This is a genomic window from Actinokineospora sp. HUAS TT18, assembly GCF_051364635.1.
Taxonomy (GTDB): domain Bacteria; phylum Actinomycetota; class Actinomycetes; order Mycobacteriales; family Pseudonocardiaceae; genus Actinokineospora.
On record NZ_CP195645.1, the window covers coordinates 785669 to 809813 of the forward strand.

The window sequence follows — 24145 nt, forward strand, 5'->3', positions numbered from 1 at the left end:
AGGCGCAGCCTACTTGGGTCCAGCCGATTTCGGAAAACGCTTCCCGGTGCTCAGAAGTCCTCGTCGAAGGCGACTGAGCCGGTGACGGCGACCTGGTAGGCCGACACCCGGCGTTCGAAGAAGTTCGACAGTTCCTGGACATCCTGCAGTTCCATGAACGCGAACGGGTTGCCCGTGCCGTACTCCGGCGCCAGGCCGAGGGCGGCGAGCCGCCGGTCGGCCACGTGTTCCAGATAGGACCGCATGTCCGCCAACGACATGCCCGCCACGCCTTGGCCGAGCAGGTCCTCGGCGAACCTTGTCTCGGCGTCGACCGCTTCGCGCAGCATCTGGCGGACCTGGTCGTGCAACTCGTCGTCGAACAGGTCGGGTTCCTCGGCGCGGACGGTCTCGACGACCTCGAACGCGAACGCCATGTGCATCGACTCGTCGCGGAACACCCAGTTGGTGCCCGAGGCCAGGCCGTTGAGCAGGCCGCGGGAGCGCAGGAAGTACACGTAGGCGAAGGCGCCGTAGAAGAACAGGCCCTCGATGCACGCGGCGAAGCAGATCAGGTTGAGCAGGAACGCTTTGCGGTTCGCCCGGGACTCCAGCCTGTGCAGGTCGCCGAGGGAGTCGATCCAGCGGAAGCAGAACTCGGCCTTGTCGCGGATGGACGGGATGTTCTCCACCGCGGCGAACGCGGCGACCCGTTCGCTCTCGTCCGGCAGGTAGGTGTCGAGGAGAGTCAGATAGAACTGGACGTGCACGGCCTCCTCGAACAGCTGCCGTGACAGGTAGAGCCGGGCCTCCGGCGCGTTCAGGTGCGTGTAGAGGTTGAGCACCAGGTTGTTGGCCACGATGGTGTCGCCGGTGGCGAAGAACGCGACGAGCCGGTTGACGAGGTGCCGTTCGGCGGCGGACAGCTTGGCGAGGTCGGCCAGGTCGCTGTGCAGGTCGACTTCCTCGACGGTCCACGTGTTCTTGATGGCGTCACGGAACCGTTCGTAGAACAGCGGATAGCGCATCGGCCGCAGCGTGAGGTCCATACCGGGGTCGAGAAGTGCGTGGTTCACTGGCATGCCTCACAGGAATCGGGGTTCTCCAGGGAGCAGGCCACCGCTTCGACGGCGGGCACGGTCGCCTGCTGGATGCGGGTCGCGGGTCGCGACCGCAGGTAGTACGTGGTCTTCAGGCCGGATTTCCAGGCGTGGAGGTACATCGATGACAGCTTGCCGATGGTCGGCGCGGCTACGAACAGGTTCAGCGACTGGCTCTGGTCGATGTACGGCCCGCGCGCGGCGGCGAGGTCGATCAGCGCCCGCTGCGGCAGCTCCCAGGCGGTCCGGAACAGCAGCCTGGTCTCCTCCGGCAACTCGGTGAGGTTCCGCACCGAGCCCTCGTCGCGCTTGAGGCGTGCCCGGATGTCGGCGGTCCACAGGCCGCGATCCTTGAGTTCGCCGACCAGGTACGGGTTGATCTGCAGGAACTCGCCGGACAGCGTCTCGCGCTTGAAGGTGTTGGACACCTGCGGCTCAACGCACTCGTAGCAGCCCGCGATCGAGGCGATGGTCGCCGTCGGGGCCACCGCGACGAGCAGCGAGTTGCGCAGCCCGTGCTCGGCGACCCGCTCACGCAGCGCGGCCCAGCGGTCGGTCTGCGTCGGGGTGACGCCCCACAGGTCGGGCTGCAGGTCGCCGCGGGCGGCGCGGGTCTGGGCGAACGCGGGGTGCGCGCCCGCGGCGGCGGCCAGCGCGGCCGAGGTCTCCAGCGCGGTCAGGTAGATCTCCTCGGCGATCCGGGTCGACAGCTCCTTGGCCGCAGGCGAGTCGAAAGGCAGGCGCAGCCGGAAGAACACGTCCTGCAGGCCCATCACGCCGAGGCCGACCGGCCGCCACCGCGGGTTGCTCCGCGCGGCCTGCTCGGTGGGGTAGTAGTTGATGTCGATCACGCGGTCCAGGAACGTGACCGCGGTCCGCACCGTGGCTCGCAGCCGGTCCCAGTCCAGCTCGCCCGACTCGCCGAGGTGCGCGCCGAGGTTGACCGAGCCGAGGTTGCACACCGCGGTCTCGGTGTCGCTGGTCACCTCGATGATCTCGGTGCACAGGTTGGACAGGTGCACCACGTTGTCCGGTTCGGCGGTCTGGTTGCACGTGCGGTTGGCGGTGTCCTTGAAGGTCATCCACCCGTTGCCGGTCTGGGCGAGGGTCCTCACCATCCGGCCGTAGAGGTCGCGCGCCTTGACCGTGCGCACGGCGCGCCCGGCTTCCTCGGCCGCCCGGTAGGCGCGGTCGAACGCGTCACCCCACAGGTCGGGCAGCTCGGGGACCTCGTCGGGGTCGAACAGCGACCAGTCGGCGTCGGCCTCGACGCGGCGCATGAACTCGTCGGGGATCCAGTTGGCCAGGTTGAGGTTGTGCGTGCGGCGCGCGTCCTCGCCGGTGTTGTCGCGCAGCTCCAGGAACTCCTCGATGTCCGGGTGCCACGTCTCCAGGTAGACGCAGGCCGCGCCCTTGCGTCGGCCGCCCTGGTTGACCGCCGCGACCGAGGCGTCGAGCGTGCGCAGCCACGGCACGATCCCGTTGGAGTGGCCGTTGGTGCCGCGGATCAGCGCGCCGCGCGACCGCACGCGGGACCACTGCACGCCGATGCCGCCCGCGAACTTCGACAGCCGCGCGACCTGCGCGTACCGCTCGTAGATCGACTCAAGCTCGTCGCGTGGGGAGTCGAGCAGATAGCACGACGACATCTGGGTGTGGCTGGTCCCGGAGTTGAACAGGGTCGGCGAGCTGGGCAGATAGGCCAGCGACGACATCAGCCGGTAGAAGTCGATAGCCTCGGCCGGGGTGTGCGACAGCCCGCACGCCACCCGCAGCAGCCAGTACTGCGGCATCTCGATCACCGCGCGGTTCGCGGGATGGCGCAGCAGATAGCGGTCGTAGACGGTGCGCAGCCCGAAGTACTCGAAACGCTGGTCTCCCTGCGGATCGATGGCGTCGTCGAGCTTGCGCGCGTGCGCGGCGACGAACGTGGCCGTCGCGTCGCCGATGAGCCCCAGCGCGTGGCCGTGCGCGATGCTCTGGCTGAACGAGTGCACGCCCTGGCCGCGGACCTCCTTGTCGAGGTAGGTCGCCAGCAGCCGGGCGGCGAGCCCGGAGTACTGCGGTTCCTCGGCGACCAGCTCGGCGGCGGTCTGGATCGACAGGCGGTCCAGCTCCGCGGTCGTCGCGCCCTCGTAGAGGCCGCTGATCGTCCTGGTCGCCACCCGCAGCGGGTCGACATCATCGAGGCCGACCGCGCACCGGCGGACTGCGCGGACGATCTTGCTGACATCGACCGGTTCCAGCGCCCCACTGCGTTTGCGGACTTGCATGGACACCGGTGCGGCGATGTCCTGGATCTCGGAGACCGTCACGGCTCTCTCCTCGCGAGCTCGTCGGATCGCGGAGCCACGAGGACACGGGGGAACGGCCGGACAGCGTCCAGCGCGTCGCCCCGCCCTCCCTCGGGGCGCCGACGCCCGCGCACGGCGTGCACGGGTCGCTGGCAGGTCTTCGGACTCACGGGCGCGCCCGGCGATCTCGCCGAGCAGTCCTACTGGCCGTCGCTTCCCAGGCCCCTCCAGGGCCCAGTGCTTCCATGACGGCGGTCGTTCCCGTTCACCGCTGCGGGGCAGTCCCGGATTCCCACCGGGTTCCCTCTTGCGACGGCCGCCCTTCGTCAGGACGGCCGAACCAGCTGATCGACACAATACATGGACATCGGCCGGCGCCCGGCAACTAGATGTTGTGGGCGTGTTCTTGGTGGATCCGGTGAAGCATTCGTGAAGGCGGGCCGCACCCGGCCGACCCCGTGTGACGGTGGATCCATGAAGCGATGGGTAAGACACTTCGAGGTCGAAGCCGCACGTCGATCAGCGGCGGCGGAACCGGAATGGACACTCGGCGCCCGCCTGCACCCGGCGGTCGTGCGCAGCGTCCAGCGGTTCCAGGTCGGCGAGGACGGCGACGGCGCCAACCTGATCGCCAAGGCCGACGCCGCCGGAGACGCCGACTACGCCCGCGCCGCGCGGATGTTCGTCGCCGAGGAACAGGAACACGCCCGGCTGCTGGCCGCCCTGCTCGCGGCGGCGGGTGCGCGGACGATCACCGGCCACTGGTCGGACGCGGTCTTCGTGCGACTGCGGCGCGCGCTCGGACTGACACTGGAGCTGAAGGTGCTGATGATCGCCGAGGTCATCGCCCTCGTCTACTACCGAACCCTGCGCGACGGCACCAGCGACCCACTGACGACCGCGGTGGCGGGCCGCATCCTCGCCGACGAGCGCAGGCACGTGCCGTTCCACCTCGCCCGACTCGGCCCGCGCCCCCGCGCCCTGCCCCTGTGGCGGGCCCTGTTCTGCGGAGTCGCCCTGGTGGTGGCGCTCGACCACGGCCCCGCCCTCCACGCCCTGGGCACAACCCGCCGCGACTTCGTTGCCGCTTGCGTCAAGCTGTTCTGGGGTCTCACCCGCAGGCGGTCCCCGCAGCCTCATCGGGAGCCGGTTGTGGGCGCTAACGATCTCCGGTCAGCCGACGACAGCGTGGATGTCTGAATCCTGGAACTCGCTTCCGAATGGAGTGTCGACTGGTGGGCAGGATTATTCGACGGATCTTCGTCATGTGTACGGCATTACTCATCGTGATCGGTCTCGCGACCCCGGCCTCGGCGCAGAGCACGGGCATCGTGGGAACGATCACCAACGCCGAGACCGGTGCGCCCGTGGGTGGGGCCTGGGTCGAGGCCTACGACTCCAGTGGGTACAGCACGGGCGGCGTCAACGCCGAAGAGGACGGCACCTACGACCTGTACTGGCTCGAGCCGGGCGAGGCGTACCGGCTCCACGTCTACGCCTACGACCACATCGCCCAGTGGGCGTTCGGAAAGGACTCGCTGGGCACCGCCGACCCGGTCACCGCGCCGGGCACCGCGTCGATAGCACTAGCGCCGGTCAAGTACGGCACCGTGGTCGGCGGTTTCAAAACCAGCGCGGGCGCCCCGATCGCGAACGCCACCGTGGAACTGCACGAGGGATACCAGAACTTCCGCCGCTCAGCCGTGACCGACGCCGCGGGCGCGTTCCGGATGACGCGGGTGGTGCCGGGCACCTACACGCTGAAGTTCATCCAGCCGAGCGGGTTGAGCCAGTGGGCCTACGGGCAGGTGAACTTCGCCGACGCCAGCCAGATCACGGTCGGCGACGGCGAGACGGCGGTCTGGGAGACCGCTCTGCCCACGGGCAACCTCGACATCACCGTGACCGACGCGAAAACCTCGGCGCCGCTCGCGGGTGCGTGTGTGTCGACGCGCGGTGGTCCGCAGTTCGTGTTCGCGTGCACTGGCGCCGATGGCCGGGCCGCGTTCCGCACGATCAGCGTCGGCACCTACTCCTTCTCCATCTCGCCGCCCGCGGGCTACCTCTACGGCGGCGTCGACGACGTCGTTGTGCGCGCCGACGCCACGACGTCGGCGGCCACCACGCTGACGCCGGAGGCCAAGCTCGAGTTCACCATGCGCGACGCGGCGACGGCCGCCCCGGTCGCGGGCGCGTGCGTCGTGCTCGTCAACGAGGAAGGCAGGGGCGTGGTCCACGACCACACCAACTGCGCGGACAGCCAGGGCGTCGTCCGCGTCGGCGGCTACCCGGCGGGACGCTTCCGGGCGTTCGTCAAGACCACCGACGGCGTGCACGGCGCCCAGTGGGTCGGCGCGCACGGCGGCACCGGCAACGTCGACAAGGCGACGTGGATCGAGGCGGTCGCCGGAGCCACGGCCTCGGTCCCGGTCCGGCTCGACGGCGCGGGCGCCATCTCGGGCACCGTGACCGCCCAGGCCGACGGCCGCCCGGTCAGTGACATCTGCGCGACGGTCACCCCGGCCGCCGCGTGGCGCACGCAGTGGTTCACCCCCGCGTGCACCTACACCGAAGGGCGCTACACGATCAGCGGACTCGGGCCGTACGACTGGCGGGTCCAGTTCCCCGACTACTCGGGCAAGTACGCCTGGACGTGGTCCGGTGGGGCCGCGGACCGGCTCGAGGCCGCCGAGATCGCCGTGCGCGTGGGCGAGACCGCGACCGTGGACGCCGCGCTCCCGGCGGCGGGCCGCGTCACCGGGAAGCTGATCGGCGCGACCCGGCCCGCGCCCTACATCACCGTCCTCGCCGTCGATCCGCGCACCGGCGACTACGCCTCGCCGAACGGCTTCGCCCGCGCTGACGGTACGTACGAGGTCTCGGGGATCGGGACCCGGAAGGTCAAGCTCCTCTACATCGCGTCGATGTCGGGGACGCCTGCCTACTCGGACACGATCAAGGTGAATGCGGGGCAGACGGTCACCGTCGACCTCCCCGTCCCTCAGTGACCTGACGTGCGGAGGGTCACCCGACTTCCGGGCGACCCTCCGCGCCATCAACATCGCGTTAAGGCCCCGGCTTGCCGCGTAAAGCTCGCGTCAGGATCACCCGACCGGCTGAATCCCTCGGGCACGCTGCCCGCGCCGCCGTATGGAGCGGCCGGATTCGACGGGGAAAGGGGCGCGCTCATGGCCGATGTGGCCTATGCGTTGCTGCTGATTGGGATCTTCCTTCTGTTGGCGCTGACGGTGCGCGGCCTGGAGCGGCTGTGAGCGCGATCGTCGTCTGCCTCTTATTAGCCATCGTCTATCGACCTTTCGGCGACTACATGGCGCGCGTGTACTCCGCGCCGAGGCACTCCCGGTTCGAGACCGCCGTCTACCGACTGGTCCGCGTCAACCCCGACTCCGAGCAGAAGTGGGGTACCTACGCGCTCGGCGTGCTCGGATTCTCGTTCGTCGGCGTCGTCTTCCTCTATGTCCTGCAACGAATCCAGCCGCTCCTCCCGTTCGACTTCGACCGCGGCCCGATAGCCCCGGCGATGGCGTTCAACAGCGCGATCAGCTTCGTGACCAACACGAACTGGCAGTCCTATGTGCCCGAAACCGTCATGGGGCACGCGGTGCAGATGGCCGGGCTGACCGTGCAGAACTTCGTCTCCGCCGCGGTCGGTCTCGCCGTGGCGGTCGCGTTGGTGCGCGGGTTCGTCCGGCACCAGACCGACCGGCTGGGCAACTTCTGGGTCGACCTCGTGCGCGGCACCGTCCGGATCCTGCTGCCGGTGGCGGCGCTGTTCGCGGTCGTGCTGATCGCGCTCGGCGTGACCATGAGCCTCAAGTCCGGTGTCACTGTGGACGGTCAGCTCGTCGCCCAAGCGCCGACGGCCGGCCAGGAAGCCATCAAGGAACTGGGCACCAACGGCGGCGGGATCTTCAACGCCAACTCGGCGCACCCGTTCGAGAACCCGAGCTACTGGTCGAACCTCGTCGAGGTCTTCCTGCTGCTGCTCATCCCCGTCTGCCTGACGCGAACCTTCGGCACCCTGGTGGGCGACCGGAAGCAGGGTTACGTCCTGCTCGGCGTCATGGGCACCCTGTGGGCGGGCATGCTCGCGGTGATCTGGTGGGCTGAGAGCGCAGGCGCTCGGCCGCTGGAGGGCAAGGAACTGCGCTTCGGCGTCTCCGAGTCGGCGCTGTTCGCGAACGCCACCACCGGCACGTCCACCGGCGCGGTCAACGCGATGCACGACAGCTTCACCGGCCTGGGCGGCGGGGGAGCGCTGCTGAACATGCTGTTCGGCGAGATGACACCCGGCGGCGTCGGCACGGGCCTCTACAGCATCCTGGTCATGGCGATCATCGCGGTCTTCCTCGCGGGTCTGATGGTCGGCCGCACCCCGGAGTACCTGGGCAAGAAGCTGGGCCGCCGGGAGATGACGGCCGCGGCGGTGTCGATCCTGGCCATGCCCACCGTCCTGCTGATCGGCGCCGGGATCGCCGCGCTGCTGCCGGGCACGGCCGCGGCGCTGAACAACTCCGGCCCGCACGGCCTGTCGGAGATCCTCTACGCCTACGCGTCGGCGTCGAACAACAACGGCAGCGCGTTCGCCGGGATCACCGCGACCAGCGACTGGTTCCAGTCCTCGCTAGCCGTGTGCATGGCGCTGGGCCGGTTCATCCCGATCATCGCGGTCCTGGCGCTCGCCGGTTCGCTGGCCGCGCAGAAGAAGACGCCGGTCACCGCGGGCACCCTGCCCACCACGGGTCCGCTGTTCGCGACGCTCCTCGGCGGCAGCGTCGTGCTGGTCGCCGCGCTCACCTTCGTCCCCGCCCTCGCTCTCGGCCCCATCGCGGAGGCTCTGCTGTGATCTTCCCGTCCACCGCGCTGCCGGACGCAGTGCGCAAGCTCAACCCGCGCCACCAGCTCCGCAACCCGGTCATGCTCGTCGTCTGGGCCGGTTCGGTGCTGGTCACCGTCTTCGCCGTCCGCGACCCCAGCGTGTTCAGTGTCGCCGTCGCCGCCTGGCTGTGGTTCACGGTGCTGTTCGCCAACCTGGCCGAGGCGGTCGCCGAGGGCCGGGGAAAGGCGCAGGCCGAGTCGCTGCGCAAGTCCAAGAAGGACGCCATCGCCCGGCGCTTGACCGCGAGCGGCGCGGAGGAACGCGTCCCCGGCACCGAACTGGCCATCGGCGACCTCGTCGTGGTCGAGGCAGGCGAGGTCATCCCCGGCGACGGCGATGTCGTCGAGGGCATCGCGACCGTCGACGAGTCCGCGATCACCGGCGAGTCGGCGCCGGTCATCAGGGAGTCCGGCGGCGACCGGTGCGCGGTCACCGGCGGCACCACGGTGCTGTCGGACCGGATCGTCGTGCGGATCGCCACGAAACCGGGGGAGTCCTTTGTCGACCGGATGATCGCCCTGGTCGAAGGCGCGGAACGGCGGAAGACGCCGAACGAGATCGCGCTGACGATCCTGCTCACGACGCTCACGATCATCTTCCTGCTGGCCGTGGTCGCCCTCCAGCCCTTCGCGGTCTTCTCCGGCGGGCCGCAGTCGGTGATCGTGCTGACCGCCCTGCTGGTCTGCCTGATCCCGACGACCATCGGCGCGCTGCTGAGCGCGATCGGCATCGCGGGCATGGACCGGCTGGTCCAGCGCAACGTGCTGGCCACCTCCGGCAAGGCCGTCGAGGCCGCGGGCGACATCGACACCCTGCTGCTCGACAAGACCGGCACGATCACCTGGGGCAACCGCCGCGCCACCGAGTTCATCCCGGCGGCGAACGTGGACGCGCGCCATCTCGCCGAGGTGGCCCGCCTGTCGAGTCTCGCCGACGGCACGCCGGAGGGCCGCAGCGTCGTCGACCTCTGCGTCGAGCGCTACCACCTGGCGGCCCACGCCACCGACGGGGAGAAGGCCGGTGAGTTCGTACCGTTCACCGCGCAGACCCGGGTGAGCGGCATCGACCTGGGCGACCGCCGTATCCGCAAGGGCGCCGCCGGCGCGTTCAACATCGACGGCGCCGTTCAGTCCGTTGTGGACGACATCAGCGCCGAAGGCGGCACACCGCTCGTGGTCGCCGAGAACGACACCGTGCTCGGGGTGATCCGACTGTCCGATGTGGTCAAACCGGGTATCGCGCAGCGGTTCGCCGAACTGCGTGCCATGGGCATCAGGACGGTGATGGTCACTGGCGACAATCCGCTGACAGCCAAGGCCATCGCGGTGGAGGCGGGCGTCGACGACTTTCTCGCCGAGGCGACGCCGGAGGACAAGCTGGCCCTGATCCGCAAGGAACAGGAGGGCGGCAAGCTCGTCGCGATGACCGGCGACGGCACCAACGACGCCCCGGCGCTGGCCCAGTCCGACGTCGGCGTGGCGATGAACACCGGCACGTCGGCGGCCAAGGAGGCGGGGAACATGGTCGACCTCGACTCCGACCCGACCAAGCTGATCGAGATCGTGGAGATCGGCAAGCAGCTGCTGATCACCCGCGGCGCGCTGACGACGTTCTCCGTGGCCAACGACCTGGCGAAGTACTTCGCCATCCTGCCCGCGATGTTCGCCGCGATCTACCCGCAGCTCGACAAGCTCAACATCATGCACTTGGGCACGCCCCAGTCGGCCATCCTGTCCGCGGTGATCTTCAACGCACTGATCATCGTCGTGCTGATCCCGCTGGCGCTGCGCGGCGTGCGCTACCGGCCTGCCAGCGCGGCGTCGCTGCTGCGGCGCAACCTGCTGGTCTACGGGCTCGGCGGCGTCGCCGTCCCGTTCGCCGGGATCTGGCTCATCGACCTGTTCGTCCGTCTCATCCCTGGAATCGGGTGACCGAGGTGCTCACAGCGTTCCGCAAGCAGACCGCGGCGGGACTTCGCGTCCTGCTTGTCCTCACCGTGCTGACCGGGATCCTCTACCCGGCCGGGATCTGGCTGGTGAGCCGGGTCCCGGGCCTTTACGCCAACGCCGAGGCCGTCGACACCACCCTGGTCGGCGTCGATCGCGAAGGCGACCAGTGGTTCCACACCCGCCCGTCCGCGGCGACCCTGCCCGCGTCGGGCGGGTCCAACAAGTCCGAGGTCGACTCCGACTACACCGCTGTCGTCGCCGAGCGCCGGGCCGCGGTGGCCCGGCGGGAGGGCGTGGCAGAGGACCAGGTGCCGCAGGACGCGGTCACCGCGTCGGCTTCCGGGCTCGACCCGCACATCAGCCCGGCCTACGCCGAACTGCAGGTGCCCAGGGTGGCCAAGGCGACCGGGCTGCCAGAACAGCGCGTGCGGGACCTCGTCGCCGAGCACACCAGCGGCACTGTGGTGAACGTGACCGCGCTGAACCGGGCGCTCGAAGCGGCCGAGTAGCGCGTCGGGATGGACACTCGGACCGTGGAGAACAAGCCAAGGCGCGGCGAGCTGCGGATCTACCTCGGCGCGGCCCCCGGTGTCGGCAAGACGTTCGCGATGCTCGGTGAGGCGCACCGCCGCCGCGATCGTGGCACCGACGTCGTCGTCGGCCTGGTCGAGACCCACGGTCGGGTCAAGACCGCCGAATTGCTCGACGGCCTGGAGGTCATGCCCCGCGCGCACGTCGCGCACCGCGGCGTCGACTTCACCGAGATGGACGTCGACGCCCTGCTGGCCCGCGCGCCCGAGGTCGCCGTCATCGACGAACTCGCCCACACCAACGTGCCGGGCTCCCGCAACGCCAAACGCTGGGCGGACGTCGAGGAACTGCTCGACGCCGGTATCGACGTGCTGTCCACGGTCAACGTCCAGCACCTCGAGTCGCTCAACGACGTGGTCGAGCGCATCACCGGCGTCCAGCAGCAGGAGACCGTGCCCGACGAGGTCGTGCGCCGTGCCGAGCAGGTCGAGCTGGTCGACCTCACCCCGGAGGCGCTGCGCCGCAGGCTCGCCCACGGCAACGTCTACGCCGCCCACCAGATCGACGCCGCGCTCGGCAACTACTTCCGCGTCGGCAACCTGACCGCGCTGCGGGAGCTGGCGCTGCTGTGGGTCGCCGACCAGGTCGACGTCGCCCTGCAGCGCTACCGCACCGAACAGGCCATCACCGAGACGTGGGAGGCCCGCGAACGCGTCGTCGCCGCCATCACCGGCGGCCCCGAGAGCGAGACGCTGATCCGCCGCGCCCGCCGCATCGCCCTGCGCGCGGGCGCCGAGCTGCTCGTCGTGCACATCCTGCGCGGCGACGGGCTCTCCGGCGCCCCGCCCGATCTGCTCACCCGTTACCGCAAGATCGCCGAGGATCTGGGCGCCACCTTCCACAACGTCGTCGGCGACAACGTGCCCGACGCGCTGCTGGAGTTCGCACGCGGCGTCAACGCGACGCAGTTGGTCCTGGGCACGTCCCGCCGGTCGAGGCTGGCCAGGGTGTTCGATGAGGGCATCGGGTCCGCGGTCGTCCAGTCGTCCGGCTCTATCGACGTGCACATGGTGACCCACGACGAGGCCCGCCGCGGGGTGCGCTGGAGGGGCGCCCCCAACGCGCTCCCGATAACCAGGCGTGTCGCGGGCTGGGCCGTCGCGCTGCTGTTGCCCGCGCTCGTCGCGGCGCTGGGCTCGCTGTGGCGCGACGAGCTCGACGACTCCACCGTCCTCATCGGATTCCTGCTCGCCACCTGCGCAGCGGCCGTCGTCGGTGGGCTCGGCCCGGCCCTTGGCGCGGCGTTCCTCGGCGCGGGGCTGCTGAATTTCTTCTTCACCCTGCCCTATCACAGCCTCGCCGTGGCGGCGCCGGAGAACGTGGTCACCCTGATCGCCATGGTGATCGTCGGCGTGCTGGTCGCGCTGGTGATCGACCGGGCGGCCCGGCTCACCGAACAGGCCGCGCACGCCCGCACCGAGGCCGCGCTGCTGGCCTCCTACGCGCGCACCGTCCTCACGAGCGAGCGGCCGCTGACCCGGCTGCTGGAGAAGATCCAGGAGAACTTCAGCCTCGACTCCGTCGCCCTGCTCGAACGCCGCGACGGCGAGTGGACCACGGTGGCCGCCGTCGGCCCGCGGCCCGACCCCGCCGAGGCCGACGCCGACATCGTGGTCACCACCGACGTGCGCCTGGCGCTGCGCGGCCGCGCCCTCGCCGCGGCCGACCGGCGGGTCGTCGAGGCGGCCGCGGGTCAGGCGGTCATGGCCTTGCGCCAGCAGCGCATGGCCGCCGAGACCGCCGCCGCCCGCCACCGCGCCGACACCACCGAACTGCGCACCGCGCTTCTCTCGGCCGTCGGCCATGACCTGCGCACCCCGCTGACCTCCATCAAGGCCGCCGTCGGCAGCCTGCGCGACCCCGAACTCGCCCTGTCCGCCGAGGACACCGCCGAACTCCTGGCCACCGTCGAGGAATCCGCCGACCGGCTCACCGCGCTGGTCGACAACCTGCTCGACTCGTCCCGGCTCGCCACCGGCTCAGTCGCGCCGCAACTGCGCGGAGTCGGCTACTACGAGATCGTCGCCCGCGCGCTGTCGGCGGTGGGGGACCGCTCCGGCATCGCCGTGGACGTCGATGAGGATCTGCCGGAGGTGTCCGCCGACATCGGCCTGCTCGAACGCGTCGTCGCCAACCTCATCGACAACGCCCAGCGCCACGGCCGCCTCCGCCCCCGCAGGCATGTCGACGTCGACGGCGACGGGCACGTCACCGCCGACGAGCCCGAGATCGCCGTGCGGGCCAGCGCCCACGGCGCCCGCGTCGAGCTGCGCGTCGTCGACCACGGCCCAGGCATCCCGAAGAAGGCCGCGGCGGCGCTGTTCACCCCGTTCCAACGCCTCGGCGACCGCGACGCCACCCCCGGGGTCGGCCTCGGCCTGAGTGTCGCCAAGGGATTCATCGACGCCATGGGCGGGACGATCACCGCCGAGGACACCCCCGGTGGCGGCCTCACGGTCGTGATCTCGCTGCCCGCGCACGTCCCGGCCCAGTAGGTTGGCGTCGAAACCGACCTCGGGGAGAGCACAGTGGAACGTCGCAACATCGCGTCCGGCGGCGCCTATGAGGACATGTACGGGTACTGCCGGGCGGTCCGCGTCGGTGACCACATCCACGTCTCCGGGACGACGGCGCGCGACCCGTTCCTCGACGGGGCTGACGCGTACGTGCAGGCCAAGTCCGTCTTGTCGATCATCGAGGACGCCCTGGTCGAGGCCGGGGCGACCATGGCGGCCGTCGTGCGGACCGTCACCTACGTGACGGACATCGCCGACGTCGACCTGGTGGCGAAGGCCCACCGCGAGGCGTTCGCCGAGGTGCGTCCCGCCGCGACGCTGGTCCAGGTGGCGGCCCTGATCGACCCGCGCATGAAGGTCGAGATCGAGGCGTACGCCATCGCCGGGTGATCGCGACTGTCTGTTTCCGCCATCCGCCAAACATGTATTGACAACTCAGAGTCGGTCGTCTGTAATCGGCGTCACTCGATTCACGTGGCCTTATGGGTTACGTGGTCGAAGGTCGGACAGCGCCCCCGGTGGCCGGTGCGTCGAGTCCGCGCGCACTTGTCCTGTCAACTACGCGCACCGCGCGGGACACTCGGGATGGGCAGATCGATGGCTGATGGCATCAACCGGCGACAGTTGTTCGGGATGGCGGGTGCCGCGGCGGCGGTCGCGGCGAGCGGCGCGCTGCCGCAGGTGCTGCGGGACCTGCTGGAAGTGAAGGTCGAGGCGGGGGGCAGCATCGCCGACATCCAGCACGTGGTGATCTTCATGCAGGAGAACCGGCCGTTCGACCACTACTTCGGCACGCTGCGCGGCGTGCGCGGGTACGGCGACCCGACGGCGCTGAAGTGGCAGAGCGGCCGCTCGGTGTTCCACCAGCCGACCACGCTGCACGCCGACGGCTACCAGCTGCCGTTCCGACTGGACACCACGAGCACCTACGCGGTGGACATCTCCGCGCCGGGCGGCTGGGGCTGGGGTGACGCGCAGACGCTGTGGAACAACGGTTTGCACGACAAGTTCTGCTCGGCGCGCAACCCCGACCTCGGCATGGGCTACTTCACCCGCCCGGACCTGGCTTTCTACCACGCGCTCGCCGACGCGTTCACCATCGGCGACAACTACTTCCAGTCGTGCTTCACCAGCACCAACCCCAACCGGCTGTTCTCCGTCAGCGGCACCAACGGCCGGTCGGTCGGCCAGCCATCCCAAGTGGACAACAGCGGCACCGGCTTCCGGTGGAAGTCCTACGCCGAGCGCCTGCAGGACGCGGGCGTCAGCTGGAAGGTGTACCAGGAGTCCGACGACTTCGACGACAACCTGCTGGAGTACTTCCAGACGTTCATCGACTCACGGCCCGGCCAGCCGCTGTACGAGCGCGGGGTCAAGGTCGTGCCGGACCTGGTCGCGGCGTTCGGCGCGGACGTGGCCAACGGGACCCTGCCCCAGGTGTCGTGGATCGTGGCGCCCACCGCGCTGTCCGAACACGCCGACCACCATCCGCCCGCGGGCGAGGACCTGACCGCGCGGCTGCTGGAGAAGCTCGCGGCGAACCCGGCGGTGTTCGCCAAGACCGTGTTCATCCTCAACTACGACGAGTTCGGCGGCTTCTGGGACCACATCCCGCCGCCGGTGCCGCCGGTCAACGGCCTCTACGGCGACGGCGACGACGGCCGGTCCACCGTGGCCAACACCGGCGAGATCCACACCGACGGCAAGCCGATCGGCCTGGGCTTCCGGGTGCCGCTCATCGTGGTGTCGCCGTGGACCCGGGGCGGTTACGTCAACTCGGAGGTCTTCGACCACACCTCGGTCCTGCGGTTCCTGGAGCGCCGTTTCGGCGTGGCCGAGCCGAACATCTCCGCTTGGCGGCGCTCGGTGTGCGGCGACCTCACCTCGATGTTCGACTTCGCGGGTACCGCGCCGACCACGTGGCCCGCCCTGCCCGACACGTCCCGCTACGTCGACTACGGCTGGTGGCAGACCAACACCTTCCCCCGGCCGACCGTGCCCGCGACCCAGACGATGCCCACCCAGGAACCCGGCACCCGGCCCGCCCGGCCGCTGCCCTACGTGCTGACCGTCAGCGCGCGAGTCACCGCGTCGAACGTGTATTTCGACTTCACCAGCGCGGGCACGGCGGGCGCGCACTTCTACGTCACGGCCAACCGGTTCCGCGCGCCGCAGGTGTGGCGCTACACCGCCGAGGCGGGCAAGACCGTCTCCGACAACTTCGCGGTGGGCACCCCGACCGGGGCCTACGACTACACCTGCCACGGCCCCAACGGCTTCCTCCGCCAGTTCGTCGGCAACCGCGTCACCGCGACGACCAGCGGCAACGCGAACCCGGAGGTGACGATGCGCTACGCGCCCACCGAGGGCCGGATCTATCTGACCATGAAGAACAGCGGCACCCGCTCGTGCGTGGTCACGGTGAAGGCCAACCGCTACCGCGGCGACGGGCCGTGGCCCTACACCGTCGGCGCGGGCGCCACGGTCGAGGACTACTTCACGGTCACCAGTTCCAACCACTGGTACGACTTCACCGCCACCGCGGACACCACGGACGGCTTCCTGCGCCGTTTCGCCGGGCACATGGAGACCGGCAAGCCCTCCACCAGCGACCCCACCATTGGCGCCCGCACCCAGGCGGGACCGCTTCCCGTGGTCGTCGTCGACACCGACAGCGAGGAGACCGCTGGCGAACGCGGCGACGCCCTCAACGTCGCCGACGGCAACCCCGGGACGAAGTGGCACACCCGCTGGAGCGGCGGGTCGGACCCGCTGCCGCACATGGTCGTCCTCGACCTCGGCACGCAGCGTTCGGTCTCCGGCCTGACCTACCTGCCCCGCCAGGACGGGTCCGCCAACGGCCGCATCGGCGACTACGAGGTCCACGTCAGCGCCGACGGCGTCAACTGGGGCAGCCCGGTCGCCACCGGCACCTTCGCCGATACCGCCACACTCAAGACGATCACCTTCCCGGTCCGCACCGCCAAGTACGTCCGGCTGCGCGCCCTCACCGAGGCGGGCGGCCGCGGCCCGTGGACGTCGGCGGCGAGTGTCGGCGTCACCGGGACCTGACGGTCATCGGGCTTCCCGGGCGGCGAGGTCGGCCAGCGCGCGCACCGAGCGGCGGATCACCTGCCGCTGGGTGTCGAGGCGGTGGGCCTCGCTGTCCGGGATGTCGACGTCGACCTCGATCGCGGTGCCGCCGTCCACCGCGCTCAGCCGCCATTCGAACAGCAGGTCCGAGACCAGGCACGAGATCGTGACGTTCCCCGAACCCCGGTCGGAGCGCAGCTGTTGCGGCATAGGGAAGTCCGGGTAGCCGTCGGGATACATCGTGTAGGTCGAGCCGTCCTCAGTGGACGGCTCGACCGAGCCGACGCCCGCCCACCACTGCGGGAAGCGGGCCGGATCGTAGAGCAGCTTCCACACCTCCTCCGGCGGCGCGGCGCTGTGGGCGGACTCAGCGAACTTCGGCATCGAGGCTCCTCAGGTCGGCGGTGACCGCGGCCAGTTCCCGGTCCGGTTCGACGAGCGCGGTCAGCGGCGGGCGGCCAAGGTCGATCAGCGCCGCGACGTAGCCCGCGCCGGGATCGGCCATCCGTCGCCGCCACCCGGCCTCGGCCTCCGTGAGACGCCGCCGCGCCAGGGTGAGATCGCCACGCTGGGCGGCGATCAGGCCCTGCACGGCCGTCATCCGGGCGACCAGCGTGTCGGGGAAGTCGCCGGGCGAGACCGGTTCGAATGCCACCGCGCGCAGTTCGGTCTCGGCGTCGGCCACCTTGCCCGCGCGCGCCAACGCGTCGGCGCGGTGCAGGCGGGTCAGGGCGCGGCCGACCGGGGCACGCAGCTCGATCGCGGCGGCCAACTCGGTGGCTGCGCGTTCCCAGTCGCCGGTGGCGCGGGCGATGGTGGCGCGGTCGTGGTGGACCAGTCCGGTCAGCTCTGCCAACCCGATCCGCTCCGCCAGTACCGCGCCTTGGTCGCACGTGGCGCTCGCCTCCCCGAACCGGCCGAGCCTGCACAGCACCGACACCCGCGCCGAGTGCGCGTAGACGCCCAGGCGCAGCAGGCCGTTGGGCACCACCAGCGGCAGGCTGCGGTCGACGAAGTCCAGCGCGCGGTCGAACGCGCCGAGGCAGGCCGCGGCGGACGCGGCGTTGAGCAGGCTCGGGAACGCCAGGTCCGGGCGCCCCGCCCGGTTCGCCGCCGCGGCGGCCGCGGTCAGCGGGGCGTAGGTGTCGGCGAAGCGGCCCGCCCGGAGCAGGGTGTGGGCGCGGGCGACGCTGATGTCGTGGGCCAGCAGGTCGCTGACCGGCTGGTGGTCGAGCAGCGCGTCGACGGCGACCAGCAGGTCCTCCGCCGCGGCGGGATCGCCGACCACCGCTTCCGCCCACGCCATGCCCGCCAGCGCCTCGGCGCGCGCGGGCAAGTCGGGATCGCGGTCGAGCACGTCCAACGCGGCGGCATAGGAGCGGCGGCACTCGCGCGGGTGGCACACCCCGCCGCGCAGCCACCGGCCGCGCCGCAGCCACGCGCTGATCTGCGCGCCGCTGTCGAGCGGGGCGATCAGCTCCAGCGCGCGGTCGAACGCGGCGTCCGACTCGCTCCGCAGCCCACGCCACGCCTGCACCTCGGCCAGCTCAACCAGCGGTTCCGGGTCGTCCACGTCGATCCCGACGACCTCGGTGAGCAGGTCGGCGGCTTCCGGCAGCGCGCACACCGCCCGCGCCGCGGCCGCCGCGTCGACCAGGTGCGCCACGGCCCGCTCGTCGTGCCCGGCGAGCCGCAGGTGCCTGGCGATCTCGGCGGCGTGCGCCCGCCCCGGCGCGCGGCGCAGCCCCTCGGCGATGGCGCCGTGTCTGTTGGCGCGCAACGGGTCCGGCAGATCCTCGGCGACCGCGTCGGCCAACAGCGCGTGCCGGAACCCGATCGCGCCGTCACGCGCCCGCAGCAGCCCAGAACCCAGCGCCTCGGCAGCCGCCTGCGCCGGGTCGGCCAGCCCGGGAAGCGCCGCGATCTCGGCGCGACCCAGGTCGCGCCCCGCCACCGCGGCCAGCTCCACGAACCCGCGCGCCGGGCCGCGCAACCGGCTCGTCGCCCACCGGGTCGCCGCCCGCAGCCCCGCCGCCGCGTTCGCGCCCCCGGCCAACGCGCGCGCCAGCTCCACCGCCAGCAGCGGGCTCCCGGACGCCACCGCCACCACTTGATCGGCCTGCGCGGCCGACAGCCCGGCCGTCCCGCGCGCCAGCACACGCATCGACTCCGGCGGCAGCGGCGCCAGCTCCACCTCGACGCCCAGCGCGCCGGACGACCGCAGCGCCGCGCACGCCCGGTCCACGTCCGGCCGGGGCGGCAGCCGTCGCCGGGTCACGACCAGCAGCACCGGCAGCCGGGTCACCCGCCTGCCCGCGTAGGCGAGTAGCTCCAGGCTCGACGGATCGGCCAGGTGCAGGTCCTCCAGCACAACCGCCACCGGGCCGGACCGGCACGCCCAGATCAACACCTCCACGACCGCCTCGAACACCCGGACCCGGTCCACGTCCGGTGCATGCGCCCGGCGCGGCGCGACCGCGGGCACCAGTCCGGAAAGGACCTCCGGCCACCACGCGTCGGGCAGCGGCCCGTCGGCCAGCGCCCGCAGCGGCTCCAGCCACAGTCCGAACGGGACAGCCGCGCTCGACCCGACCGCGGTGCGCGCGCCCTGCGCGCCCGCCACGGCCAGGACCTCCTCGGCCAGCCGGGTCTTGCCGATGCCGCCGTCCCCGGTGATCCCCGCGACCGTGCCCGCGCCTGCCCGCGCCCGGTCCCAGCACCGACGCAGCTCGCCCAGCTCGACCGACCGTCCGACCAGCTCGTGTTCCGGGGCGACGCGCTGGGCAGCCGGGGGAGTGGGCTCGAACTGGGCGCGCAGCCGGTGGGCGCCGCGCGCGTCGCCCAGGGCGTCCAGCACGGCGGCGAACCGGTGGTCGTACTCGTCGCGCAGCTCGAAAACCCACTCGCTGTCGAGCAGGTGCAGCACGTCGCCGCGACGGACCCGCTCGGCCTCGGCGAACCGGCCCGCCGCCACCAGGTCGTCGAAGGTCCGCAGGTCGACGGTCAGCCCGTCGGTCCGCAGCTCGACCCGGTCGCGGTCCGCGTGCAGCCACGCCCCGGCGGGCCCCAGCGCACCGCGCAGCGCCCAGACCGCGCTGCGCAGGCTCGCGCGGGCGCTGGTGTCCGGCACGTCCGGCCAGAACCGCGCCGCCAGCCGGGACCGCGCGTGCGGGCCCGGATTGACGGCCAGCCACGCCAGCAGCTCGCACGCCTTGCGGTGACGCGGCAACGCCACCGGGACGCCGTCGGCGGTGACCTCGAACGCGCCGAACAGCCGCAGGTCCAGCGTGTGGGTCGGGGTGCTCACCCAGCCAGTGTGGCGCCCGGAGGGACAGGTGGCGACCTGCGTTGACGGTGCGTTGACGGTCGGCGCGCACGCTCTGCCGCACACCCGACGAACCCGAAAGGACCGGCCCCGTGAGCACCACCGAGAAACTCGCCTTCGACACCGAGGCGCTGCGCCGCGGCATCGAGGAACGCGACGCGGCCACCCTGAGCCGCCTGTACGCCGACGACGCCGAGCTGCACCTGGTCGACACCGTCAACAGCCCCAGCAGTCCCCGGATCCTGCGTGGCGCCGACGCCATCGGCGCCCACCTGGCCGACATCGCCGCCCGCGACATGACCCACCACGTCGACCGCATGGTGGTCACCGCGGAGCACATCGCCTACGTCGAGTCCTGCCGCTACCCCGACGGCACCCGCGTGCTGTGCGCGGCGGTGCTGGACCTCGACGGCGGCCGGATCACCCGTGAGCTGGGTGTGCGGGCCTGGGACGGTGCGCGATGACCACCTTCGACCACCGCGACTTCATCAAGGCCGACGAGGTTCGCGAATTCGAGAACGGCCGCGTGGAACTGCTGCGCGTGGACGGCCGCGAGATCGGCAGGCTCGTTCTGCGGCCGGGCTGGCGCTGGTCGACCCACGTCAAGCCGATCGCGGGCACCGACCTGTGCGAGGCACCGCACTTCCAGTACCACGTGGCGGGCACGCTGCGGGTGCGCATGGCCGACGGCACCGAGTTCGACGCGACCCCCGGCCAGATCACCAGCCTGCCCTCCGGCCACGACGCCTGGGTGGTCGGCGCTGAGGACGTCATCGTCGTCGACTGGTGGGGCGCCACGCACTACGCCGAACCGCGCTGACGGACCGGCGGGGAGTGATCGATCGGGACCGCTCCCCGCCAGACCCGTGACTCTTGCCGCTCTCGCGCGTATAACAGGTTCTAATCCAGCGAGAGTGAGGCGTGTCACATGACGGATAAAGCCGGCCCCTTAACCGAATCCAGGAGTTTCACCCGACGCTCGTTCATTGTAGGAACAGGTTCTATTTTGGCGACGACGGCGCTGGCGGAACCGGCGAACGCGTCGTCTCGGGTGCCGGTCCTGGTGATCGGGACGGGGTACGGCGGCGCCGTCGCCGCGCTGCGCCTCGCGCAGGCGGGCGTGGACGTCCACATGGTCGAGATGGGCATGGCGTGGGACGCGCCCGGTCCGGACGGCACGGTCTTCGCGAACACGATCAGGCCGGACTACCGCTCGTACTGGCTGCGCACCAGGACCAAGCAGCCGATCGGCAACTTCCTGGGCTTCCCGATCGACAAGGACGTACCACGCTTCACCGGCATCCTCGACGCCGAGGAGTTCAGCGGCATCACCGTTTACCAGGGTCGCGGCGTTGGCGGCGGATCACTGGTGAACGGTGGGATGGCGGTCACGCCCCGGCGCGAGCGGTTCGGTGCCGTCCTGCCTACGGTGAACGCCGACGAGATGTACGACGTGTACTTCCCGCGCGCCAACGCCGGGCTGGGCGTCAACACCGTCGACCCGGCCTGGTGGGAGGCGGCCGAGTGCTACCGGTTCGCCAGGGTCGGCCGCAAGCACGCGCAGCGCTCGGGGTTCCAGTTCGTCTTCGTGCCCAATGTGTACGACTTCGACTACATGGAGCGGGAAGCGGCGGGGCTGGTGCCCAAGTCCGCGTTGGCCGGTGAGGTCATCTACGGCAACAACCACGGCAAGAGGACGTTGCAGCAGACCTACCTCGCGCAGGCCAAGGCGACCGGACGGGTCACCATCTCGCCGCTGCACAAGGTCGCCTCCGTCGCCCCTGCGGCTGGGGGTGGCTACACGGTCCTCATGGATCGACTGGACACGGCGGGGAACACCACGGCGACGGTGACCATGACCGCGGACAAGGTGTTCTTCGCCGCGGGCAGCGTCGGCACGAGCAAGCTGCTGACGAAACTGAAGGCCACCGGCGTGCTGCCAGGCTTGAACAACGAGATCGGCAAAGGCTGGGGCGACAACGGCAACGTCATGTGCGGCCGCGCCAACCACATGTGGGACCCGACCGGTGCCGTGCAGGCGTCCATGCCCACCGCGGGCATCGACAACTGGGACGCGGGCGGCGCGTTCGCCGAGGTGGCCCCGCTGCCGACCGGGATCGAGACCTACGCCTCGGTGTACCTGTCGATCACCAAGAACCCGAACCGCGCCCAGTTCTCGTGGAACCCCGCGACCGGCAAGGTCGACCTGAACTGGCAGACCGCGTGGAAGCAGCCCGCCATCGCCGCCGCCCGCTCCATCTTCGACAAGATCAACGCCACCGAGGGGACGATCTACCGTACCGACCTCTTCGGGTTCTACAAGGTCTGGGGCGACCACCTCACCTACCACCCGCTCGGCGGCGCGGTGCTCGGCAAGGCCACCGACAACTACGGCCGCCTCCACGGCCACCCCGGCCTCTATGTCATCGACGGCGCGCTTATCCCGGGAAACACCAGCGTCAATCCGTTCGTCACCATCACCGCGCTCGCCGAACGCAACATCGACAACATCATCGCCAACGACCTGTGACTGTCCTATTCGGGCACCGCGGCGATCACCTCGGCGCAGAACCGCACGCACTGGTCGCAGATCCGGACTCCCGGCCCCGCGACCATCCCCTCGGCGTCCGCGGCCGACCGGTCGCAGAACGAGCACGTGAACGCCGCCGTCGACGGCGTGGGATCGAGGTGGGACCGGAGCGGGCGCGCTTCCTCGATCACCTCGCCGCACAACGTCACACAGCCGTCGCAGATGAACACGCCCGGCCCAGCGACCAGTCGCGCGACGTCTGCCTTGGCGGCTCCGCAGAAGGAGCACGCGAGGCCGGCCTGGCGTGGCTTCCACCCGGCCGTGCCGCCTGCTTCGTCGATCATCTGGTGCACGCGCTGGTGGCTGACGCCGAGTGCCTCGGCGATCTCACGCATCGATCCGCCCGCGAGGTGCAACCGCCGGACGGCTCGGTGGTAGTCGGCCTTGGTCGACTCGGTCACCTCGGCCCACCGCGCCGCGGCCGCGCGGGCGTCACGCAGCAGTCCCTCATCAAGCGCCACGCCGTCTAGCGTAGATAGACACCCCCGGGAAGTCTATCTACGCTAGACGGCTGGCTAGACCTGCCACTCACCCTCGACCATCAGCTCCCGCCCGGCGATCTCGTTCGCCTCGCGCCACGCCTGGATCAGCTCGGGGCGGACGCGGAAGTACGGGTAGTTCCGCTGTTCGCGGGGATCGAACCCGGTCTTCGCGGCGAACGCGTCGGCGACCGCAGCGCTCACCTCGACCACTTCCGCCGACCCCTCGACCAGCACCACGTCCCGCGTCGGCCCGACGGTCAGGCGGACTCGACCGCCCGAGCGGAGGTTGCGGGCCGTGGGGTTGGTCGCCGCCGTGGAGATCAGGAGCGTCTCGCCGTCCCAGAGGAACGACAGGGGCACCAGGTACGGCGTGCCCGCGGGGTCGGCGGTGGCCACCCAGGCGTCGACGTCGTGGTCGAGCCGGTGCAGCGTGTCCGCCTTGCGCTGTCCGAGCGGTCGGGGAGTCATGGCCTTCAGCTCGCGGCCTGCTTGACGAGCTCGCCGATCCGCTTCTTGTCCGCGGCGGTCAGCTTCGTCAGCGCGTACGACGTCGGCCACATGGTGCCGTCGTCGAGGTTGGCCGCGTCGTTGAAGCCGAGCGTGGAGTACCGCGCCTTGAACTTGTCGGCGGGCTGGAAGAAGCAGACGATCTTGCCGTCGCGGGCGTAGGAGGGCATCCCATACCAGAGCTTCGGCATGAGGTCGGGCGCCGCGGCCCGGACGATGGCGTGGATCTGCTCGGCGAGGGTGCGGTCCGGCTCCGCCATCTCGGCGATCTTCGCGAGAACGTCGGGCTCGGTGTCGGCCTTGGCGCCGCGCCGCGCGGCCCGCTTGAGGTCCTGGGCGTGCTCCTTCATCGCGGCGATCTCTTCTTCGCTGAACCCGGTGTGCTTGGCGGTGGTCTTCGTCGTGGCCATCTCAGTTTTCCTGTCTGTGAGTTTGGGGTGCTGGGAGATTGGGGTCAGTGGTCCTGGAGCAGGCCGAGCACGTTGCCGTCGGGGTCGGTGAAGGTCGCCACCAGGCGGCCGCCGCCGACGTCGCGCACCGGCTCCTGCACCGTGCCGCCCGCCTCGGTCACCTCGGCGAGCTTCGCCTCGATGTCGGGCACGTGCCAGTAGGTCACCGGGTAGGTCATCCCCTGCGGCCCGCCGCCCGGGACCAGGCCGATGTGCTGGCCCTCGACCTCGAAGCCGACGTAGTAGGTCTCGTCGGTCTGCGGGGCGAAGCCGAGCAGCGCGGTGTAGACCTCCTTGGCCTTCGCCACGTCGGAGACGGGGTGCAGGACGGTCTTGATGCCCAGGGTCGTGCTGGTCATGGTGGCTCCTC

The 24145-nt window shown here is 70.9% G+C and carries 19 protein-coding genes, 1 pseudogene and 1 riboswitch; of the genes and pseudogenes, 11 read left to right on the forward strand and 9 right to left on the reverse strand.

The window, feature by feature from the left end:
- Positions 1 to 50 precede the first annotated feature (50 nt).
- Entirely contained in the window at positions 51 to 1061 is a 1011-nt protein-coding gene (locus ACSHT8_RS03475) for a ribonucleotide-diphosphate reductase subunit beta (protein ID WP_436497596.1), read from the reverse strand.
- Entirely contained in the window at positions 1052 to 3394 is a 2343-nt protein-coding gene (locus ACSHT8_RS03480; RefSeq protein ID WP_436497597.1) for a ribonucleoside-diphosphate reductase subunit alpha, read from the reverse strand. The genes ACSHT8_RS03475 and ACSHT8_RS03480 overlap by 10 nt, the downstream gene beginning before the upstream one ends.
- A gap of 113 nt (positions 3395 to 3507) precedes the next feature.
- Positions 3508 to 3733, reverse strand: a riboswitch (cobalamin riboswitch).
- Positions 3734 to 3847: 114 nt separating this feature from the next.
- Between ACSHT8_RS03480 and ACSHT8_RS03485 the strand changes: the two genes are divergently transcribed.
- The 8 genes from ACSHT8_RS03485 to ACSHT8_RS03520 all read left to right on the forward strand — a co-directional run bounded on the left by ACSHT8_RS03485 (position 3848) and on the right by ACSHT8_RS03520 (position 16401).
- Entirely contained in the window at positions 3848 to 4573 is a 726-nt protein-coding gene (locus tag ACSHT8_RS03485) for a ferritin-like domain-containing protein (protein ID WP_436497599.1), read from the forward strand.
- 86 nt (positions 4574 to 4659) lie between these two features.
- A complete protein-coding gene (locus ACSHT8_RS03490; protein ID WP_436497601.1) occupies positions 4660 to 6381 on the forward strand; it encodes a carboxypeptidase regulatory-like domain-containing protein in 1722 nt (573 codons plus the stop codon).
- Positions 6382 to 6701: 320 nt separating this feature from the next.
- The gene (gene kdpA / locus ACSHT8_RS03495; RefSeq protein WP_436501980.1) at positions 6702 to 8240 is read left to right on the forward strand and encodes a potassium-transporting ATPase subunit KdpA; all 1539 of its coding nucleotides are present in this window, start codon (positions 6702 to 6704) and stop codon (positions 8238 to 8240) included.
- Positions 8237 to 10204, forward strand: a complete 1968-nt coding sequence (gene kdpB / locus ACSHT8_RS03500; protein WP_436497603.1) for a potassium-transporting ATPase subunit KdpB — start codon at positions 8237 to 8239, stop codon at positions 10202 to 10204. The genes kdpA and kdpB overlap by 4 nt, the downstream gene beginning before the upstream one ends.
- 5 nt (positions 10205 to 10209) lie before the next feature.
- The gene (locus ACSHT8_RS03505; RefSeq protein ID WP_436497605.1) at positions 10210 to 10731 is read left to right on the forward strand and encodes a potassium-transporting ATPase subunit C; all 522 of its coding nucleotides are present in this window, start codon (positions 10210 to 10212) and stop codon (positions 10729 to 10731) included.
- A 9-nt stretch (positions 10732 to 10740) separates the two neighbouring features.
- Positions 10741 to 13308 (forward strand): DUF4118 domain-containing protein, encoded by a 2568-nt coding sequence (locus tag ACSHT8_RS03510; RefSeq protein WP_436497607.1) that lies wholly within the window; start codon positions 10741 to 10743, stop codon positions 13306 to 13308.
- Positions 13309 to 13341: 33 nt separating this feature from the next.
- Entirely contained in the window at positions 13342 to 13719 is a 378-nt protein-coding gene (locus tag ACSHT8_RS03515; protein WP_436497608.1) for a RidA family protein, read from the forward strand.
- A gap of 207 nt (positions 13720 to 13926) precedes the next feature.
- Complete coding sequence (locus ACSHT8_RS03520) at positions 13927 to 16401, forward strand: phosphocholine-specific phospholipase C (RefSeq protein ID WP_436497610.1); 2475 nt, start codon at positions 13927 to 13929, stop codon at positions 16399 to 16401.
- A gap of 3 nt (positions 16402 to 16404) precedes the next feature.
- Here ACSHT8_RS03520 and ACSHT8_RS03525 read toward each other — a convergent pair whose 3' ends face one another.
- Complete coding sequence (locus ACSHT8_RS03525; protein ID WP_436497612.1) at positions 16405 to 16806, reverse strand: SRPBCC family protein; 402 nt, start codon at positions 16804 to 16806, stop codon at positions 16405 to 16407.
- Complete coding sequence (locus ACSHT8_RS03530) at positions 16790 to 19729, reverse strand: AAA family ATPase (protein WP_436497614.1); 2940 nt, start codon at positions 19727 to 19729, stop codon at positions 16790 to 16792. Before ACSHT8_RS03530 ends, ACSHT8_RS03525 begins: the two co-directional genes overlap by 17 nt.
- Positions 19730 to 19839: 110 nt before the next feature.
- On the opposite strand from ACSHT8_RS03530, the gene ACSHT8_RS03535 reads away from it, so the two are divergent.
- The 3 genes from ACSHT8_RS03535 (at position 19840) to ACSHT8_RS03545 (ending at position 22277) form a co-directional block, all read left to right on the forward strand.
- Entirely contained in the window at positions 19840 to 20211 is a 372-nt protein-coding gene (locus ACSHT8_RS03535; RefSeq protein WP_436497616.1) for a nuclear transport factor 2 family protein, read from the forward strand.
- Positions 20208 to 20567, forward strand: coding sequence for a cupin domain-containing protein (locus ACSHT8_RS03540; protein ID WP_436497618.1), 360 nt, complete (start codon positions 20208 to 20210; stop codon positions 20565 to 20567). The genes ACSHT8_RS03535 and ACSHT8_RS03540 overlap by 4 nt, the downstream gene beginning before the upstream one ends.
- Before the next feature lie 108 nt (positions 20568 to 20675).
- Complete coding sequence (locus ACSHT8_RS03545) at positions 20676 to 22277, forward strand: GMC oxidoreductase (RefSeq protein WP_436497620.1); 1602 nt, start codon at positions 20676 to 20678, stop codon at positions 22275 to 22277.
- Positions 22278 to 22282: 5 nt separating this feature from the next.
- On the opposite strand, the gene ACSHT8_RS03550 is transcribed toward ACSHT8_RS03545, so the two are convergent.
- From ACSHT8_RS03550 to ACSHT8_RS03570, 5 genes and pseudogenes are all read right to left on the reverse strand, one after another.
- Positions 22283 to 22468, reverse strand: a complete 186-nt coding sequence (locus tag ACSHT8_RS03550; protein WP_436501981.1) for a ClpX C4-type zinc finger protein — start codon at positions 22466 to 22468, stop codon at positions 22283 to 22285.
- Positions 22457 to 22621, reverse strand: a pseudogene (locus tag ACSHT8_RS03555) (ClpX C4-type zinc finger protein); the annotation flags it as partial. The pseudogene ACSHT8_RS03555 and the gene ACSHT8_RS03550, both read right to left, overlap by 12 nt.
- Positions 22622 to 22852: 231 nt before the next feature.
- The gene (locus ACSHT8_RS03560; protein ID WP_436497622.1) at positions 22853 to 23287 is read right to left on the reverse strand and encodes a pyridoxamine 5'-phosphate oxidase family protein; all 435 of its coding nucleotides are present in this window, start codon (positions 23285 to 23287) and stop codon (positions 22853 to 22855) included.
- Positions 23288 to 23292: 5 nt separating this feature from the next.
- The gene (locus ACSHT8_RS03565) at positions 23293 to 23736 is read right to left on the reverse strand and encodes an iron chaperone (protein WP_436497623.1); all 444 of its coding nucleotides are present in this window, start codon (positions 23734 to 23736) and stop codon (positions 23293 to 23295) included.
- Positions 23737 to 23780: 44 nt separating this feature from the next.
- Entirely contained in the window at positions 23781 to 24134 is a 354-nt protein-coding gene (locus ACSHT8_RS03570) for a VOC family protein (protein WP_436497625.1), read from the reverse strand.
- Between the last annotated feature and the right edge of the window lie 11 nt (positions 24135 to 24145).